This window comes from Brevibacillus sp. (genome assembly GCF_003521185.1).
GTDB classification, from domain to species: Bacteria; Bacillota; Bacilli; order Brevibacillales; family Brevibacillaceae; genus Brevibacillus; species Brevibacillus parabrevis.
Genome location: NZ_DOTK01000079.1, coordinates 1 through 18121, shown reverse-complemented (window position 1 = coordinate 18121; position 18121 = coordinate 1). Strand labels below are relative to the sequence as shown.

The following is an 18121-nucleotide window of genomic DNA, read 5'->3' as shown; positions in this document are numbered from 1 at the left end:
CCCAAGCTTTCCCGACCATTCGCAATTGCTTTTCGCTGACATAGGTTTTCATCCACAATCTCCTCCGATACAATAGGGTGGACAAGCTTCATGCTCCCAACTTATGGAGGGACAAGTGGATTTAGAACGCCAAGCTGAAAAAAGGATGATGAATGTGAGCAAGCAAGATCATTTGTACGAAAAAACGATTGCCAGCCAATCGATTTACGAAGGGCGAATCATTAAACTGAAAGTGGATGACGTGCTTTTGCCTAACGGAAACACGGCGAAGCGCGAGATTGTCAATCATCCGGGGGCTGTTGCGGTTCTCGCCTTGACCGACGATAACAAGCTCGTAGCTGTACGCCAATTCCGCAAGCCGCTGGAGCAAACGATCGTGGAAATCCCGGCGGGTAAGCTGGAAGCGGGCGAGGAGCCGTTGACTTGCGCCATGCGCGAACTGGAAGAAGAGACAGGCTATGTGGCGAGCCATTACGAGCCGCTCAGTGCTTTTTACACGTCTCCGGGATTTGCCGATGAGCTTTTGCATGTGTTTGTCGCTACAGGGCTGACAAAGGGCGAGAGCAAGCCGGACGAGGACGAATTTGTGGACACCCTCGAATTGACGCTGGAGGAGGCGCGCGAGTTGCATAAAAACGGGGAGATTCGCGATGCCAAAACGGTCGTAGCCTTGTTTGCCTGGGAGAACAAATTGCTGAGAGAGCAGTTGAAGGGCTGATGCACAACTACTTTTGCGACATGCACATCCATATTGGCGGCACGTGGACGGGCAAGCCGGTGAAAATAACGGCTTCACGGCAGATGACGCTGACCAAAATATTGGAGGAAGCTTCGGAAAAAAAGGGCATGGACGTCATCGGGATCATTGATTCGCACTCGCCCGAGGTGCAGGACGAGCTGCTGTCCCTTCTGGAAGCGGGTGTAGCGGCGGAGCACGAGCACGGAGGGATTTTGTACAAGGGAACGATGCTCATCTTGGGCTGCGAACTGGAAATCAAGGAGCCGGGCAGGGGAGAAGCGCATTTTCTTGTCTACTTGCCGACGCTTTGCGCCATGCAGCAATGGACACGCTGGCTCTCGCAGCGCTGCAAAAATGTCCAGTTAAGCTCGCAGCGTGTGTCGGCGCGTTTGCGCGAGCTTCAGGAATGGGTGGAGCACCTTGGCGGCCTGTTGATTCCTGCCCATATTTTTACGCCGCACAAGGGGCTGTACGGCAGTTGTACCGATCATTTGGCTGACGTGCTGGACCCAACCTTGGTACATGCTGTGGAGCTTGGGCTGAGTGCCAATACGGACATGGCGGATCGGTTGTCCGAGCTGCACACCAAAACGTTTCTCACCAATTCGGACGCGCATTCGCTCGGGAAAATTGGCAGGGAGTATCAGAGCATCCGCATGGCTGAGCGTTCTTTTGCCGAATGGGAAAAGGCGATTCGCCGCCAGGACGGCAGAGCTGTTGCGGTCAACTACGGTTTGCATCCGCAACTGGGCAAATATCATCAGACGGCTTGCCAAGGCTGCCAGTCGCTCTTGCCGGCCGATGCTGCGGGGAGATGCCCGGAGTGCGGTCACAAGCGGATTGTGCGGGGTGTGGCAGCCCGCATTGATGAGTTGGCCGATCGGGAGGCGGGAGCGCACCCTGCGTTTCGTCCTCCTTATATCGAGCAGTTTCCGCTGGAGTTTATCCCCGGAATCGGGCCGAAACTGCTTGAGAAGCTGTACCAAGCCTTCGGGACGCAAATGAATGTGGTGCATAGAGCCACGGAGGACGAGTTGGCAAAGGTCGTCGGAGAAAAAATCGCCAAGCTCATTGTCGCGGGCAGGGACGGATCGTTGAACGTGCAAAAAGGCGGCGCGGGTACTTACGGAAAGGTGATTTTGTCATAGCGGTCATAGTCGCCACCCCCGGCGCATAAGCTGTACAGTAATCAGCGAAGCGGGAGGGGACGAACCGTGCGTTCACGAGTCGGACAAACTATCCAATCCTATATGAGAGAACATCAGTCGCTCTATTGGTTTACGATCGTCCTGTTTACCATGGGGATCATCTTCGGTGCTGTGCTCGTCAACTCGCTGCCGCTCTCGCAAAAGCAGGAGTTGTACGGATTTCTCCAATATTTTTTTAACAGCCTGAGCACAAGCGGCATCCCGGAAACGAGCGCCCATTTTCAGCAGTCGTTCGGGCATTATTCGAAGACAGTTGCGATCATGTGGGTATTGGGCTTGTCCATCATCGGCCTGCCAATGATTTTGTTGATGCTGTTTCTCAAAGGGGTCGTCATCGGATTTACTGTCGGCTTTTTGGTCAGCCAGTTGCAGTGGAAAGGAGTAACGTTCGCCATGCTGGGCGTTCTCCCGCAAAACTTGCTCGTCGTCCCGGCCTTGTTCATTGTAGGTGTAAGCGGAATTTCTTTTTCCATGCGGCTGATTCAAACCCGGTTGTTAAGCAAGCGAGACGGGATCATGCCACATTTTATGGGCTACACCGTCCTTGTCATATCGATGCTCGGCGTGCTGACGCTGGCTGCTTTGTTCGAGACTTTTGTTTCACCGAGGCTGATGCAGCTCGTAATTAATTAAGAATTATTATCAGGTAATAACTTATGCATTTGACTTATTCGACGCCCCTCTACTATAATAGGAACAGGTTTCATGCGAGCGGGGAGGGGCATTAATGTTGGAAGAAAAATTAGAGAAGATCAAGCAACAGTTGCATTCACAGAACTACAAGCTGACACCACAGCGTGAAGCCACTGTTCGCGTCTTGCTGGAAAACGAAGAAGATCACTTGAGCGCGGAAGATGTTTATTTGCTGGTGAAGGATAAAGCTCCGGAAATCGGGCTTGCTACTGTATACAGGACACTTGAGCTTTTGAGCGACTTGAAAATCCTTCATAAAATGAACTTTGGCGATGGGGTAGCGAGATACGATTTGCGCGATGACAACGCAGCTTACCACCACCATCACCTGATCTGCCTCAATTGCGGAACCGTGGACGAAATTTTTGAAGACTTGCTTGTCAGTGCAGAAGAAAAGGTCAAGAATGTTTATAACTTTGCTATTACCGACCACCGACTTACCTTTTACGGCGTTTGCAGCCGCTGCATCGATAAAGTGAACGTAGAGGACTTCAAATAAGCCAACTTCTCTGGGAACGGAGAAGTTTTTTCTTTTTCCGGGAGAGCTTTTGTAATGGCCTGCGTTTTCCTGTGGCATCCTAAAACAGTACATGGAGACAGGAGGCGAGATGGCTTTTGATTATTGGTGTGCCAAAAGAAATCAAAAACAATGAAAATCGCGTCGGACTGACGCCTGCTGGTGCAAGTTCCTACAAGCAAGCGGGACATCGCGTGCTGGTGGAGACGCAAGCAGGTGTCGGTTCCGGCTTTACCGATGAAGACTACGCAGCAGCCGGGGCCGAAATTCAGCCGTCCGCTGAGGAAGTATGGAAAAAGGCGGACATGATTTGCAAGGTAAAAGAGCCGTTGCCAGACGAGTACGCTTATTTTCGGGAAAATCAAATCTTGTTTACGTATCTGCATCTCGCCCCTGAACGGGAATTGACCGAACAGTTGCGGGCGAAAAAGGTGGTGGCGGTTGCGTACGAGACGATTCAAACCGACAGCGGTGCCCTGCCTTTGCTCATGCCGATGAGCGAAGTGGCGGGGAGAATGTCTGTGCAGATCGGAGCGCAGTTCCTGGAGAAGCCGCACGGTGGCAAAGGCGTTCTCCTGGGAGGAGTGCCTGGCGTACTGCCCGGTCATGTCGTCATCGTCGGCGGTGGCATCGTCGGAACGAATGCGGCGCGGATGGCAATCGGGCTGGGAGCGAACGTTACGCTGCTCGATATTAATGCGAATCGGCTGCGCGAGCTGGATGAGATATTTGGCGGCAGACTGCATACGCTGATGTCCAACTCGTACAATATTGCCGAAGCGGTAAGGCGCGCAGACTTGCTGATCGGCGCGGTGCTCATTCCCGGCGCCCGCGCTCCGCGGCTGGTCACAGAGGAAATGGTCAAGTCCATGACGCCTGGCTCTGTCATTGTCGATGTGGCGATTGACCAGGGAGGCTCCATCGAGACGGTAGACCGGATTTCTACGCACAGTGATCCTACGTATGTCAGACACGGCGTTGTCCACTACTCGGTCGCGAATATGCCGGGAGCTGTGCCGCGCACCTCGACGATTGCGCTGTCCAACGTCACGCTGCCGTACGGGCTGTTGCTGGCAAACAAAGGGTACCGGGCGGCGATTGCCCAACACCGTGCTTTGGCGAGAGGCGTCAACGTGCTGAACGGCCATATCGTTTACGAAGCCGTTGCCCGTTCCTTGTCCTTGCCGTACACCCCTCTGGATGATGTGTTGCAGGACTTGCCGCTGTAGGGCAGAATGGGCGAGGTGGCAGATGCATACATATGGAGAGAGCAGGGAGGTGGACAAAATGGGGGTCCCGTATCGCCGGATTATGGAGGCGCTTCGCTTTTTGCTGTTATTCGTGACATGCTCATTGCTCTCGTACGGTATCGTCACCTTGTTGGCGGATAAACTTTTGCCCGCTGATCCTTATCATGAACCGCACGGCAATGCCGTCAAGGTCGTAAAAATCATCAACTCCCCACAGACACAAGATTGGGACGGTTATCTCGCCCGTTTGCAGCTGTTTTATTTGACGGGAGAGTAATTGCACATTTTTTTGTGTACGGGCAGCAGGAGATTTTTACTTGGTGTGGAAAGCAATACTGGATACTTATCACCTTGAAGGGGACAGCTTCATGGACAGTCTGATTGATCAATTTATCCACTTCCTTTCTGTGGAAAAAGGGTTAGCGCGCAATACCCTGGAATCGTATCAGCGCGACATGGTGGCCTACACCTCGTATCTGAACGAGCAGGGCGTAACCCGTATCGAGGAATCGGCGCGGACACATATCATTGGCTATTTGCTCGTCTTGCGGGAAAAAGGACGGGCAACGGCAACGCTGTCGCGCAACATGGCATCGATCCGTGCTTTTTACCAGTTTCTCGTTCGGGACAAACTCATTGACAAAGACCCTTCGATCCATCTGGAGACGCCCAAAATCGAGAAGCGCTTGCCAAAAGTGCTCTCGGTTGACGAAGTGGAGCGCCTTTTGGACAGTCCTCCTGTCAATCATCCTGCCGGACTGCGGGATAAAGCCATGCTTGAGCTGTTGTATGCGACAGGCATTCGCGTTTCCGAGCTGGTCAATCTGGATAAAGCGGACGTCAATCTGGACATGGGCTTTGTCAAATGTATGGGAAAAGGGTCCAAGGAACGGATTATTCCGCTTGGCTCTGTTGCGATTCAAATGGTCCGCCACTACTTGCAGGCCGGACGTCCCAAATTGGTGAAGGGAAGCGGCGACTCCGCGCTGTTCCTCAATCATTTGGGCAAACAGATCACACGCCAAGGATTTTGGAAAATCATCAAGCGCTATGCCTTGAAAGCCAACATCCGGGCAGAGATTACGCCACATACATTGCGCCATTCCTTTGCGACGCACCTGCTGGAAAACGGAGCAGACCTGCGTTCGGTGCAGGAGATGCTCGGGCACGCGGATATTTCCACGACGCAAATATACACGCATGTGACCCGAACGAGAATCAAGGACATTTATGCCAAAACGCATCCAAGAGCGTAAGGCGGATGCGGCAAACAGATGACTCCGCCCGAGTCTGAGGCGGAGCAAACTTATCTCCATCAGGTCAGACGTCTGACGACCTGTTTTGGAACACTATTCCTTTTTTGAACTGGAGGCGTTAACATTGCGGTATTCTCGCGTATTTTTAATCGTTATGGATAGCGTAGGGATTGGCGAACAGCCGGATGCTCCGAAATTCCGGGACGAGGGAGCGCATACGCTTGGTCACATTGCGGAGCGCGTCGCCGGCTTTTCCTTGCCGAACCTGCAAAAGCTCGGTCTCGGCAACATTGCGCCGCTAAAAGGAGTGCCTGCGGCAGAAGCTCCTGCGGCTCACTACGGAAAAATGCAGGAAATCTCCATGGGAAAAGATACGACGACAGGCCATTGGGAGATCATGGGCCTGCATGTGTCTACGCCGTTCAATACGTACCCGGACGGTTTTCCCGCTGAACTGATCACAGAATTTGAGCAGCGCATCGGACGCAAAGTGCTGGGCAACAAAGTAGCTTCCGGCACAGATATTCTCGACGAACTTGGCGAAGAGCACATGAAGACAGGTGCTGTCATTGTGTACACTTCCGCTGATAGCGTTTTCCAGGTGGCGGCTCATGAAGAAGTTGTGCCATTGGACGAGCTGTACCGCATTTGCCAAATTGCGCGTGAGCTGACTTTGCGCGATGAATTTGCCGTTACCCGCGTGATTGCCAGACCGTTTGTCGGCGAGCCGGGCAACTTCGCGCGTACCTCCAACCGTCACGACTATTCCGTAAAACCATTCGAAGCGACCGTCATGAACCGTTTGCAGGATGCCGGGCTGACTTCGATTGCGATTGGAAAAATCAGCGACATTTACGCCGAGGAAGGAATCACCCAATCGATCCGCACCAAAGACAACATGGACGGCGTCGACCAATTGCTCGGTACGATGAAGCAGTCTTTTACAGGTCTGTCCTTTGTGAATCTCGTGGACTTTGACGCGAAGTTCGGTCATCGCCGTGATCCGGAAGGGTACGGTCAGGCGTTGATGGAGTTCGATGCGCGCATCCCGGAGATTTTGGCTGCGATGCAAGAAAACGATTTGCTCGTCATTACGGCAGACCACGGCAACGATCCGGTGCACCACGGAACCGACCATACGCGCGAATACGTTCCGCTGATCGTCTATCACAAAGGAATTGCGAACGGCGAGAACCTCGGCATTCGCGAAACATTCGCTGACTTGGGCGCAACGATTGCAGACAATTTTGGCGTAGCTGCTCCGGCAATCGGAAAAAGCTTCCTGAATCGTGTATAAAGGTTAAGTAATTATAAACATTTATATAGAAGAAACAAAATAAAGAGGAGTGTTCAAACATGGCAAACTTGCATGAAGCAGTAGCGTTTATCGAACCAAAACTTTCGGAAAAACCGACAATCGGTCTCGTACTGGGATCGGGTCTTGGCGTTTTGGCGGACGAAATCGAAAATCCGGTCGTCATTCCTTACCATGAAATTCCTGGCTTCACTGTTTCCACTGTAGTGGGACACAAAGGACAGCTCGTGATCGGGAAGCTGCAAGGCAAGCAAGTCGTAGCGATGCAAGGACGTTTTCACTTCTATGAAGGCCACGGACTGGACGCAGTTGTGTTCCCGATCCGCGTGATGAAGCTTCTCGGCGTGGAAACGATTATCGTAACCAACGCAGCGGGCGGCATTAACGAAGGCTACGATCCAGGCGATCTGATGCTGATTTCTGACCACCTCAACATGACTTTCCGCAACCCGTTGATCGGGCCAAACGACGACGAGCTGGGCGCGCGTTTCCCGGACATGTCCGAAGCGTACTCCAAAGAACTGCGCCAATTGGCTCGCCAAGTTGCGTCCGAACAAGGCATCAACCTGCGCGAAGGCGTATACGTAGGTCTGCTTGGTCCTAGCTACGAAACTCCGGCAGAGATCCGCATGCTGCGTCAATTGGGCGGGGATGCCGTGGGCATGTCCACCGTTCCTGAAGTGATTGTGGCGCGTCATATGAAAGTAAACGTGCTGGGCATTTCTTGCATCAGCAACATGGCAGCGGGCATTCTCGAACAGCCGCTTTCCCACGATGAAGTAATGGAGACAACCGAAAAGGTTAAAGCGCAGTTCCTGGCGCTGGTCAACGGGATTGTAGCGAAGCTGTAAGACACAGAAACGGAGGGACCACCTATGCGCATGGTCGATATCATCATCAAAAAGCGGGATGGCGGCGAGCTGACGACTGAGGAAATTCAGTTTCTCGTGGACGGATATACAGACGGAAGCATCCCTGACTACCAGATGTCCGCATGGGCAATGGCTGTATTGCTCAAGGGCATGACTGCGCGCGAGACAGGCGACTTGACACTTGCCATGGCGGGATCGGGCGAACAGCTCGACCTGTCCTCGCTTTCAGGAATCAAGGTAGACAAGCACAGCACAGGCGGAGTAGGCGACAAGACCACACTTGTCGTTGCGCCTTTGGTGGCGGCAGCAGGGATTCCTGTGGCCAAAATGTCCGGACGCGGCTTGGGCTATTCAGGCGGAACGATCGACAAGCTGGAGTCCTTCAGCGGCTTTCAGGTAGAGCGCACGCGCGAGCAGTTTTTGCAGCAGGTGCGCGATATTGGCGTGTCCGTCATCGGGCAGTCCGGCAACCTGACTCCGGCAGACAAAAAGCTGTACGCCTTGCGCGATGTGACGGGCACAGTAGACACCGTTCCCCTGATCGCCAGCTCCATCATGTCCAAAAAGATCGCAGCGGGTGCTGATGCGATCCTGCTCGACGTGAAGGTAGGCAAGGGAGCCTTCATGAAAAACCTGGAGGAAGCCGAGACATTGGCGAAAGCGATGGTAGCGATCGGCACCCAGGTAGGACGCAAAACAGTGGCGGTCATCAGCGACATGAACCAGCCGCTGGGCTTTGCCGTGGGGAATGCGCTGGAAGTGAAGGAAGCAGTAGAAACATTGGCTGGCAGAGGTCCAAAAGACTTGACTGAGCTGGTGCTTTCGATCGGCTCCCGCATGCTCCTATTGGGCGGACTCGTTGCAACCGTCGAAGAAGGACGTGCGAAGCTTGAGGACTTGATGGCGACTGGCAAGGCTGTCGACAAGCTGGCTGAAATGGTGGAAGCGCAAGGCGGCGACAAGCAGGACGTGTATGACCTGTCCCGTTTGCCGCAAGCGAAGATCATCCATGAGGTTGTCGCGTCCGAGGACGGCTATGTCGAGGCGATTGACGCCGAAGCGGTAGGCCATGCTTCTGTCGTGCTTGGCGCAGGCCGTTTGACCAAGGAAATGCCGATTGATCTGGCAGTGGGCTTCGTCCTGCACAAAAAGCGCGGGGATCAGGTGCGTGCCGGAGAGGTTCTTGTTACCGTTCATGCAAATGACGAGAAACTTTTGCAAAGCGCCCTGGAAGAATTGGGCAATGCCTTCGCGATTTCGACAAAAATCCCGCTTGAGCAGCCGCTGATTTATAAAATCATCGAAGCGTAAAGCAGGCGGATGTTTGAAAGATCAACAAAGAAAGGAGTGTGCCTCAAGCGGGGTACGCACTCCTTTCTTGCTTAAAAATACAGTTTTTCGAGAAAATATAGTTGATTAAATTGTCATTTTCCTTTTCAATATGTAAGAGGAAGTGCTTGTTTGATAATATAAAAAATTTTTTACTGTTCGGCTTCACTTTATAATGTTTTATAATTCTACTTGTCAAATTTCGTTGACACCGCTATCATTTCAGATTACTTTTAATGTAACAGACAAATTATTAAAGTTTTTTTCGAATTTCGTAAAAATAGGATGGAGGTTCCCGGAAAAACGTATTTATGAAAAAGCTGGACCATGTTGACAAGCAGATTCTGCAAATCCTCCAGGAAGACGGACGAATCCCGTATACAGAAATCGCGCATCAACTTGGCGTGAGCGAGGGAACCATTCGATCGCGCATTACCCGTCTGTTACAAGATGGAGTCTTTCAATTCGTTATTCACCCCGACCCGGCGAAGCTTGGCTTGAAAGTACAAGCGATCATCGGGTTAACCACAAAGCTAGGTTTACAGAAAAGTGTGGCAGAAGAATTGAGCAAATTCTCTGCCGTCCGGTTTGTGGGTGCCTTTAGCGGTAAGCACGACTTGATCATCCAAGCGTGTTTCCATAGCAATGACGAGCTGATCACTTTCGTTAACGAACGACTCTCTCAAATTGAAGGAATTGCCGCTGCCGATGTTTCACTGGAGCTGAAGCAGTACAAAGATTCTTTCTCTTTCGTTCCGGATGACGAAGTGACCCTGCAATGAAAGGGGTTGATGCCTTCTAGCCGAAGTCAGGAAGCTTCGGAACATGTTCGTTTTTTTCGTCCTTTATTTTCTGAAAAAAGACAAAAAAGAAAACGTACGGGGGGTTATTGCGTTGAAAAAGAATGTGTTTGCACTTGTAAGCTCGATTGCGGTATTGGGTACGGCATTGGCAGGTTGCGGTGGCGGCCAACAGGCTTCGACTCCAGCTCAACCAGCGAACAATACAACTACCCAGCAGCCTGCGGCAACACCAGAGGCAGAGAAAAAACCACAAGTTCTGAAATTGAACCTGCACTCTGAGCCACCTACGGCTGACCCTGGTCTCTCCGAGGACACAACTTCCGCAGCAATTATCCGCGCTACCTTTGACGGTCTCACCCGCATCGGTCAAGACGGAAAGCCGCAAATGGCTGCTGCTGAAAAAGTGGAAGTTTCCGAGGACATGCTGACTTACAAGTTTACCATTCGCGATGCAAAATGGAGCAATGGAGAGCCTGTAACAGCGAAAGACTTCGAATACGCCTGGAAGCGGGCGCTGGATCCGGCAACCGGAGCCAACTACGCATATCAGCTCTACTATGTAAAGAACGGTGAAAAAGCGAACAAAAAAGAAGCAAAGCTTGACGATATTGGTGTGAAGGCACTGGATGACAAGACGCTGGAAGTAAAACTTGAAAATCCAACTCCATTCTTCCTGGAGCTGACTGCATTCCCAACCTACTTCCCGGTTAACGAAAAAGTGATTTCTGCCAATGCGAAGTGGGCTGGCGAAGCGAAAACACATGTGGGCAACGGCCCGTTCAAAATGGAATCCTGGGAGCACAAGAGCAAGCTGGTGCTCGTGAAAAACGACAACTATTGGGACAAGGATACCGTAAAGCTTGATCGCATCGAGTTCTCCATGGTAGAAGACGAGAACACAGAATTGTCCATGTTCGAAAACGGCGAGTTGGATTGGGCTGGTGCACCGATGAGTGCGCTGCCGACAGACGCGATTCCGGCCTTGAAAGAGCAGGGTAAAATCACTACCCAGCCAATCGCGGGCACGTACTGGTACAAATTCAACGTAGAAAAGCCTCCGTTCGATAATGTGAAGATTCGGAAAGCATTCGCTTACGCGGTTAATCGCCAAGCCCTGATTGACAATATTCTGCAAACGGGACAAATCCCGGCTACAGGCGCAGTACCGCCATCCATGGTTCTCAATCCGAATGGCTACTTCAAGGACAACGATCTGGAGACAGCGAAAAAGCTCTTGGAAGAGGGCCTGAAAGAAAAAGGTCTGACCAAGCTGCCGCCGATCACCCTGTCGTACAACACCTCTGAAGGCCACAAGAAGATTGCCGAAGCGATCCAAGACCAATGGAAGAAAAACCTTGGCGTGGACGTGAAGCTGGAGAACAAAGAGTGGAAAGTATACTTGGAAGACATGCATGCGGGTAACTTCCAAGTGGGCCGCATGGGCTGGCTGGGTGACTTCAACGACCCAATCAACTTCCTGGAGCTGTACAAGGACAAAATGGGTGGAAACAACGATACTCGTTGGGAAAATCCGAAGTTCAAGGAACTCCTGAACCAATCCGCTCTGGAGGCTGATCCGGAGAAGCGTAAGAAAATTCTCGCAGATGCTGAGCAAATCCTGATGGATGAAATGCCAATCATGCCAATTTACTTCTATACCAACTCTTGGGTGGCAAAAGAAAACGTCAAAGGCATCGTCATTGGCGGTCTGGGTGACGTTGACTGGAAATGGGCGACTGTAGAGTAACCTAACTGAAGGATCGGGTATTGCGGCAGAGGGTATATGGAAACCCATATACCTTCTGCTATGCAGTCCCTTCCCATAAATACCAGCTGGCAAAAAAGTCAGCGAAGAAAAAATAGAGAGAGAAGCTTCAACGCAAGAGATCATTTGGGTTATTTACACAGCCGATTTTTGCACTGTGTCGGTAACGTCCGCAGTGTAAAGATGGGACGTGAAAGCATTCAAAATCTGTCAAGGGGGTAAGTTAGTTGATCCGTTATCTTGGTAAGCGCATCATCTTCATGCTCATCTCGCTCTTCCTGATTGTAACGGCCACCTTCTTCATTATGAAAGCGGTACCGGGTGGACCATTTACATCAGAGAAAAACGTTCCGGATGAGATCAAAGCAGCTCTTGAGGCTAAATACAAACTCAATTTGCCAATGCATGAGCAATATCTCGAATATTTGAAGGGTGTCGTTACTTGGGATCTTGGCCCATCGTTCACAGAAAAATCTTCTACTGTAAACGAAATGATCAATCGTGGTTTCCCTGTATCTGCTCACTTGGGCGCACAAGCACTGCTTCTTGCAATCTTCGGGGGTATCATCCTTGGGGTAATTGCCGCACTGAAGCATAACAAGTGGCAAGACTACTCCGCCATGGTGATAGCGGTTTTGGGGCTATCCGTTCCAGGATTCATCTTGGCATCATTTTATCAGTATTTCTTCGCGATTCAATGGGGCCTTCTGCCTATCGCAAAATGGGAAGGTTTCGAGTACACGATTTTGCCATCTCTCGCACTCGCCGCGTCGCCAATGGCCTTTATCGCCCGCTTGACGCGTTCCAATATGATTGAAGTTCTTGGACAAGACTACATCAAAACGGCAAAAGCGAAAGGTCTTCACACTTTCACTATCACAGTGAAGCACGCTATTCGTAACGCCTTGCTGCCTGTTATTACTTACCTCGGTCCACTGATTGCCAACATCTTGACTGGTGCATTCGTTATCGAGCGTATCTTTGGTGTTCCTGGTCTGGGTCGTGAGTTCGTACTGTCTATCACTAACCGTGACTACACGGTTATCATGGGGACAACGGTCTTCTACTCCATCATCCTCGTTGTGATGATTCTGATCGTAGACATGGCGTATACCTTGGTAGACCCACGAATTAAACTGGCAGACGCAGGAAAGGAGTAATGTGAACATGCAGCAATTGACTAAAGAGCATTTTCAACCGGTTTCAGTCGATCTTCGTCAAGCTGAAGCGATCAAGCGTCCTAGCCTTTCTTTCTGGGCGGATGTATGGCGTCGCTTGAAAATGAATAAAGTTGCTATGGCTTCCCTGATTTTTATCGTTGCACTGATGGTATGTGCAATCGTCATCCCGATGGTGTCTTCCAATGACTATTTCACTACAGACCTGGCGGGCAAAAACAAAAAGCCGTCTGCTGAACACTGGTTTGGTACCGATGACCTCGGTCGCGACATGTTTGTCCGTATCTGGTATGGTGCTCGTATTTCCTTGGAGGTTGGTCTTGCTGCTGCCTTCATCGACTTGATCATTGGTGTAATCTGGGGCGGTATCGCTGGTTTCTACGGCGGAAAAGTAGATGAATTGATGATGCGTTTCGCTGATATTTTGTTCGCTATTCCTTACTTGCTCGTTGTTATTTTGCTGATGGTCGTCTTATCCCCGGGGGTCGGAACGATTATTATCGCCTTGACGATAACGGGGTGGATTGGGATGGCCCGGATTGTGCGCGGGCAGATTTTGCAGCTCAAATCACAGGAGTTCGTCCTGGCAGCTCGCTCCCTTGGTGCTGACAGCGGTCGCCTGATCTTCAAACACTTGATTCCAAACGCTTTGGGTCCAATCATCGTTACACTGAGCTTGACTGTACCTTCTGCGATTTTCGCAGAGTCCTTCCTGTCCTTTATCGGTCTGGGGGTAGCGGCGCCGGTTGCGTCGTGGGGAACCATGTCCTCTGAAGGCTTGCCTGCCATGAAGTACTATCCGTGGCGTCTGATGTTCCCGGCCATTTTCATCTCCGTGACCATCTTGGCATTCAACTTGTTTGGTGACGGTCTGCGCGATGCAGTAGACCCACGCCTGCGTAAATAGGAGGGATCATCGTTATGGAACGCATTCTCGAAGTAAAAGACCTGCATGTTTCCTTCCATACGTATGCAGGTGAAGTTAAAGCAGTACGAGGCGTTAATTTTCACGTAAATCGCGGGGAAGCAGTAGCGATTGTAGGGGAGTCCGGTTGCGGTAAATCCGTAACCGCTCAAACCCTCATGAAGCTGATCCCGATGCCGCCAGGCGATATAAAAAAAGGCGAAATCCTCTTCAATGGAGAGAATATCGTCAAAAAGTCCAATAAAGAAATGGAATCCATCCGCGGGAAAGATATCGGGATGATCTTCCAAGACCCGATGACATCGTTGAACCCAACGATGACCATCGGGAACCAAATCACAGAAGGTTTGATCAAGCACCAAAACATGAGCCGCGCAGCTGCTCGTGATCGTGCGATTGAACTGTTGACCATGGTTGGCATTCCGCAACCGGAAAAACGTGTGGAGCAATATCCACACGAGTTTTCCGGCGGTATGCGCCAACGGGCGATGATCGCTATTTCCCTCGCCTGTTCGCCCAAGCTGTTGATAGCAGATGAGCCGACAACAGCTTTGGATGTAACTATTCAGGCTCAGATTTTGGATTTGATGAAAGATCTCCAAAAGAAAACGGGTACCTCCATTATCCTCATTACACATGACTTGGGTGTCGTTGCCGAGATGTGTGACCGCGTTATCGTTATGTATGCGGGGAAAGTGATTGAAACCGGAACGGTAGATGACATTTTCTACAATCCGCAACACCCGTATACAAAAGGTCTGCTGCGCTCTGTACCGCGCCTGGACTTGAACCGCGACGAGCCGCTGACGCCGATTTTCGGAACACCACCGGATCTTCTGCGTCCGCCAGTGGGCTGTGGTTTTACCGCTCGCTGCGAATCGGCTATGCGTGTTTGCCAGGAGATCGATCCTGAGTTGAACGAAATCAGCACGACCCAACGAGCAGCTTGCTGGTTGCAGCATCCGCTCGCTCAGAACCACGCAGGATCGTAGGAGGAGGGTAAACAGTGGATAACCGCGATACACTCATTGAAGTACGCAACTTGAAAAAGTTCTTTTCCATTGGAGATAATACTCTGAAAGCTGTGAATGATATCTCGTTTGAAATTAAACGGGGAGAAACTCTCGGCGTTGTAGGAGAATCAGGCTGTGGGAAGTCCACCGCGGGTCGTACGATTTTGCGTCTATATGACGCGACTGGCGGGGACGTCCTCTTTGAAGGCAAAAGCATCATGAATTTGAATCATCAGGAAATGAAGGCGATGCGCCGAAACATGCAAATGATTTTCCAAGACCCGTACGCTTCCTTGAACCCGCGTATGACGGTTGGAGACATCATCGGCGAAGCGCTGGACATTCACAATCTGGCATCCGGGCAAAAGCGCAAAGAGCGCATCCAAGAGCTGCTCTCTTTGGTTAGCTTGAACCCTGAGCATATGAACCGTTTTCCACATGAATTTTCCGGTGGTCAGCGTCAGCGGATCGGGATTGCCCGTGCGCTGGCAGTAGAACCGAAATTCATCGTTTGTGACGAGCCGATTTCCGCGCTGGACGTATCCGTTCAGGCGCAGGTTGTCAACTTGCTTGAGCAGCTTCAGGAAAAAATGGGCCTGACATACATGTTCATCGCCCATGACCTGTCGATGGTAAAATACATTTCGGACCGTGTAGCCGTTATGTACCTGGGTAAAATGGTTGAATTGGCTGAAAGTGATGCTTTGTATGAAAAGCCGCTTCATCCGTATACGCAAGCTCTGCTGTCTGCAATTCCGATTCCAGACCCAGAGATCGAGCGCAACCGTGAGCGCATCGTCCTGCAAGGCGACGTGCCAAGCCCAATGAACCCGCCAAGCGGTTGCCATTTCCGCACGCGTTGCCCGAAAGCAATGCCGGAATGCGCTGCTTCTGTGCCAGTATGGAAGGAAGTCGAGCCAGGACACTTCGCTGCTTGTCATTTGTACAACTAGTCCTTTCATGAAGAAAGCGAGCTCTCGGTTGAGTCTGACCGGGACTCGCTTCCCTTTCATAAATGGAGGTTTTACCACTTGGAAAACGGGGTATAAGTACCCTTGATAGCTTTCTCAGGGGTATTTTTTTTCAACACCATTACTGGTAAAATGTAGGGTATGAAAAGGGGGCAGCATCATGAGCCGATTTTTGTCGCCGAAATGGAAAAAGAAAGGGGCTGGATTCTCGCTTTCAGGTAAAGTAAACATCAAGAGCCTGCTCGCAACGGAAAAACTGCGCGGCTCCCTGGCAACAAAGATGATAGTCTTTGGCCTGATTCTTGTACTTATCATTATTGGTTCTTTGCAATACATAGCGCTTTCTTTCTCCAAATCAACTTTGTTCTCCATTACATCCAAGCAAGCAAAAATGTTGGCAGAGCAGCACGCAGCCAGCATGGAAGACTGGATACAGACGATCGTCAAAACGAGCGAATCGACAGCATCCAAGCGCGTGATGATGACAGAGCTGGAGCCGCTGATCATGGAGCAGTTCACGCTCATGCGTCAATCCCATAAGGAAATCTCCAAAATTTACTTAGTAGACAGCAATACCGGGAAATCGCTCTACTCGTTGACCGGGAAAAACGAAATCGACTTCAAGCAAAAGCAGTATTTCCAAAGGGTCATGAGTACCGGGAAAACGGTCATTTCTGACGAGGAAATCGCTGAAGGCATTAATAAAAGTTTTCTTTATATTGCGACACCTGTAGGAGAGAAAAACAGCGACAAGAGCCGCTTGTTTATTGTCGGATTCACGATCGATCAAATGATCCAGAAAATCCCTGAAATCTCCTTCATGCAAAATGGCTACGCTTTTGTTGTTCGCCAGGATGGTCTGGTTGTGGCGCACCAAAACCCGCAAAACAACAACAAGCTTGTTTTGGCGGGACAAGCAGACTACGCAGAAATGCTCGAACTGATGAAGCACGATACAAGCAACAGCTTGTTGTATTCCGATCACGGCAAAGGCTCCTTTGCAGCTTTTGCACCGATTCAACTGTTGAAGTGGAATATCGTCCTGTCGACAGGCAGCGATGAAGTATACGGGGAAGTAAACGGAATGTGGCTGTACTTTGTCCTGTTCAGCCTGCCGATTATCGGCTTGTCTGTATGGGCAATCTGGTGGTTCGCCAAGCGGATTCGCCTCTCGCTGTTTGCGATTGCAAGAGACATGGATCGCATCGGCTCCGGTCACTTCGATGTTCATGTCAAAGTAAACGGCAATGACGAGCTGGCGATGGTCGGCCGCAAAATGAATGAGATGGCTGCCGAGTTGCGCAAGCTGATTGCGCTTGTACAAGGACAAGCAACCCAGTTGAACGTGGCGACTGACGAACTGACGCAGTTTGCCCAGGACAACAAAGGGGCAATCAGCGTCATTACGGATAACATCTCGACGATCGCGCAGCGCGTGTCCACTCAAACCAACGAAGTGCAGGCGACGGCAACGACCGTCTCCGAGATTTCGCAAGGGGTTGAGCAGGTAGCGATTGCAGCGGAGTCGACGTCTATTGCGACGACACGGACGTTTGAGCGTGCCCAGGGCGGTATGCAGCTGGTGGAAAACGTAATCGATACCGTTCGCAAGGCGACAGACGAGGTAGAGCGTACCGCTACGCAGATGCACAGTTTGCGCGAGCGTGCGCGCGAGATTACCAGCATTGTCGAAATGATTACGAGTATCGCATCGCAGACCAATTTGCTGGCGTTGAACGCGGCGATTGAAGCTGCACGCGCTGGCGATGCCGGACGCGGCTTCTCTGTCGTAGCGAGCGAAGTGCGCAAGCTGGCCGAGGAGAGCAGTTCTTTCTCCGAGCGGATTGCGGCGATTGCCCATTCGATTAACGACGAAGCGATGGACATGAGCAAGCACATGGACGAAATCGTCACCATGGTCGGCGGCGGACTGAAGTCTGTCGAGTCTGTGGGTACGACCTTCCAAAACATTGTAGCCGAGATTCAATCGGCTGCCGAGCAGAGCGAATCGATGACGGCAACATCCGAGGAAATGGCTGCGGGCAATCAGGTGGTCACCAACTCGATGCAACGTCTGGCAAGCATGTCGGATGAGATCAGCGATTCGATCTCAGGCGTCGTCGAGACGGTCGACGAACAGCTCAATTCGATTGCACGCATCAATGAAAATGTGGAACAACTGAAAAAGATGGCAGACGACTTGACCGAGAACGTCAGCCGGTTTGTGATCTAAAACGAAACCCTTCTGCGAAATGTGGAAGGGTTTTTTCTTGGTGCGCCCAGCATG

General features: G+C 51.2%; 17 protein-coding genes. All 17 read left to right on the top strand.

All coding sequences use genetic code 11. The annotated features are described in order from the left end of the window. Positions 1–154: 154 nt before the first annotated feature. The 17 genes from DEP07_RS23365 to DEP07_RS23285 all read left to right on the top strand — a co-directional run bounded on the left by DEP07_RS23365 (position 155) and on the right by DEP07_RS23285 (position 18067). Positions 155–718 carry an NUDIX domain-containing protein gene (locus DEP07_RS23365; protein ID WP_122965898.1) on the top strand — a complete coding sequence of 188 codons (564 nt, stop codon included), beginning with the start codon at positions 155–157 and terminating at the stop codon, positions 716–718. Beyond that, complete coding sequence (locus tag DEP07_RS23360) at positions 718–1887, top strand: endonuclease Q family protein (RefSeq protein ID WP_173595782.1); 1170 nt, start codon at positions 718–720, stop codon at positions 1885–1887. Before DEP07_RS23365 ends, DEP07_RS23360 begins: the two co-directional genes overlap by 1 nt. 66 nt (positions 1888–1953) lie before the next feature. Continuing rightward, complete coding sequence (spoIIM, locus tag DEP07_RS23355) at positions 1954–2580, top strand: stage II sporulation protein M (protein WP_122965874.1); 627 nt, start codon at positions 1954–1956, stop codon at positions 2578–2580. A 94-nt stretch (positions 2581–2674) separates the two neighbouring features. Next, the gene (gene fur, locus DEP07_RS23350) at positions 2675–3139 is read left to right on the top strand and encodes a ferric iron uptake transcriptional regulator (RefSeq protein WP_063226868.1); all 465 of its coding nucleotides are present in this window, start codon (positions 2675–2677) and stop codon (positions 3137–3139) included. A gap of 116 nt (positions 3140–3255) precedes the next feature. Next, complete coding sequence (gene ald, locus DEP07_RS23345) at positions 3256–4386, top strand: alanine dehydrogenase (RefSeq protein WP_173599143.1); 1131 nt, start codon at positions 3256–3258, stop codon at positions 4384–4386. A gap of 58 nt (positions 4387–4444) precedes the next feature. Beyond that, positions 4445–4684 (top strand): YqzK family protein, encoded by a 240-nt coding sequence (locus tag DEP07_RS23340; RefSeq protein ID WP_122965876.1) that lies wholly within the window; start codon positions 4445–4447, stop codon positions 4682–4684. 91 nt (positions 4685–4775) lie between these two features. Next, positions 4776–5663: a site-specific tyrosine recombinase XerD gene (gene xerD, locus DEP07_RS23335; RefSeq protein ID WP_122965899.1), complete on the top strand. Its 888-nt coding sequence runs from the start codon at positions 4776–4778 to the stop codon at positions 5661–5663. A gap of 124 nt (positions 5664–5787) precedes the next feature. Further along, positions 5788–6960 carry a phosphopentomutase gene (gene deoB, locus DEP07_RS23330; RefSeq protein WP_122965877.1) on the top strand — a complete coding sequence of 391 codons (1173 nt, stop codon included), beginning with the start codon at positions 5788–5790 and terminating at the stop codon, positions 6958–6960. 59 nt (positions 6961–7019) lie between these two features. Further along, complete coding sequence (locus DEP07_RS23325; protein ID WP_122965878.1) at positions 7020–7829, top strand: purine-nucleoside phosphorylase; 810 nt, start codon at positions 7020–7022, stop codon at positions 7827–7829. A 24-nt stretch (positions 7830–7853) separates the two neighbouring features. Then, positions 7854–9161 carry a pyrimidine-nucleoside phosphorylase gene (locus DEP07_RS23320; RefSeq protein ID WP_274875224.1) on the top strand — a complete coding sequence of 436 codons (1308 nt, stop codon included), beginning with the start codon at positions 7854–7856 and terminating at the stop codon, positions 9159–9161. 329 nt (positions 9162–9490) lie between these two features. Next, positions 9491–9961 carry an Lrp/AsnC family transcriptional regulator gene (locus DEP07_RS23315; protein WP_063226874.1) on the top strand — a complete coding sequence of 157 codons (471 nt, stop codon included), beginning with the start codon at positions 9491–9493 and terminating at the stop codon, positions 9959–9961. 112 nt (positions 9962–10073) lie between these two features. Further along, positions 10074–11729, top strand: a complete 1656-nt coding sequence (locus tag DEP07_RS23310) for a peptide ABC transporter substrate-binding protein (RefSeq protein WP_173599141.1) — start codon at positions 10074–10076, stop codon at positions 11727–11729. A 245-nt stretch (positions 11730–11974) separates the two neighbouring features. After that, positions 11975–12907, top strand: coding sequence for an ABC transporter permease (locus DEP07_RS23305; protein ID WP_063226875.1), 933 nt, complete (start codon positions 11975–11977; stop codon positions 12905–12907). Positions 12908–12914: 7 nt separating this feature from the next. Beyond that, positions 12915–13832 (top strand): ABC transporter permease, encoded by a 918-nt coding sequence (locus DEP07_RS23300; protein ID WP_122965880.1) that lies wholly within the window; start codon positions 12915–12917, stop codon positions 13830–13832. Between the two features lie 14 nt (positions 13833–13846). Continuing rightward, entirely contained in the window at positions 13847–14842 is a 996-nt protein-coding gene (locus tag DEP07_RS23295) for an ABC transporter ATP-binding protein (protein WP_063226877.1), read from the top strand. A gap of 14 nt (positions 14843–14856) precedes the next feature. Next, a complete protein-coding gene (locus DEP07_RS23290; protein ID WP_122965881.1) occupies positions 14857–15816 on the top strand; it encodes an ABC transporter ATP-binding protein in 960 nt (319 codons plus the stop codon). Positions 15817–15994: 178 nt separating this feature from the next. After that, positions 15995–18067, top strand: coding sequence for a methyl-accepting chemotaxis protein (locus DEP07_RS23285; RefSeq protein ID WP_122965882.1), 2073 nt, complete (start codon positions 15995–15997; stop codon positions 18065–18067). Positions 18068–18121 lie beyond the last annotated feature (54 nt).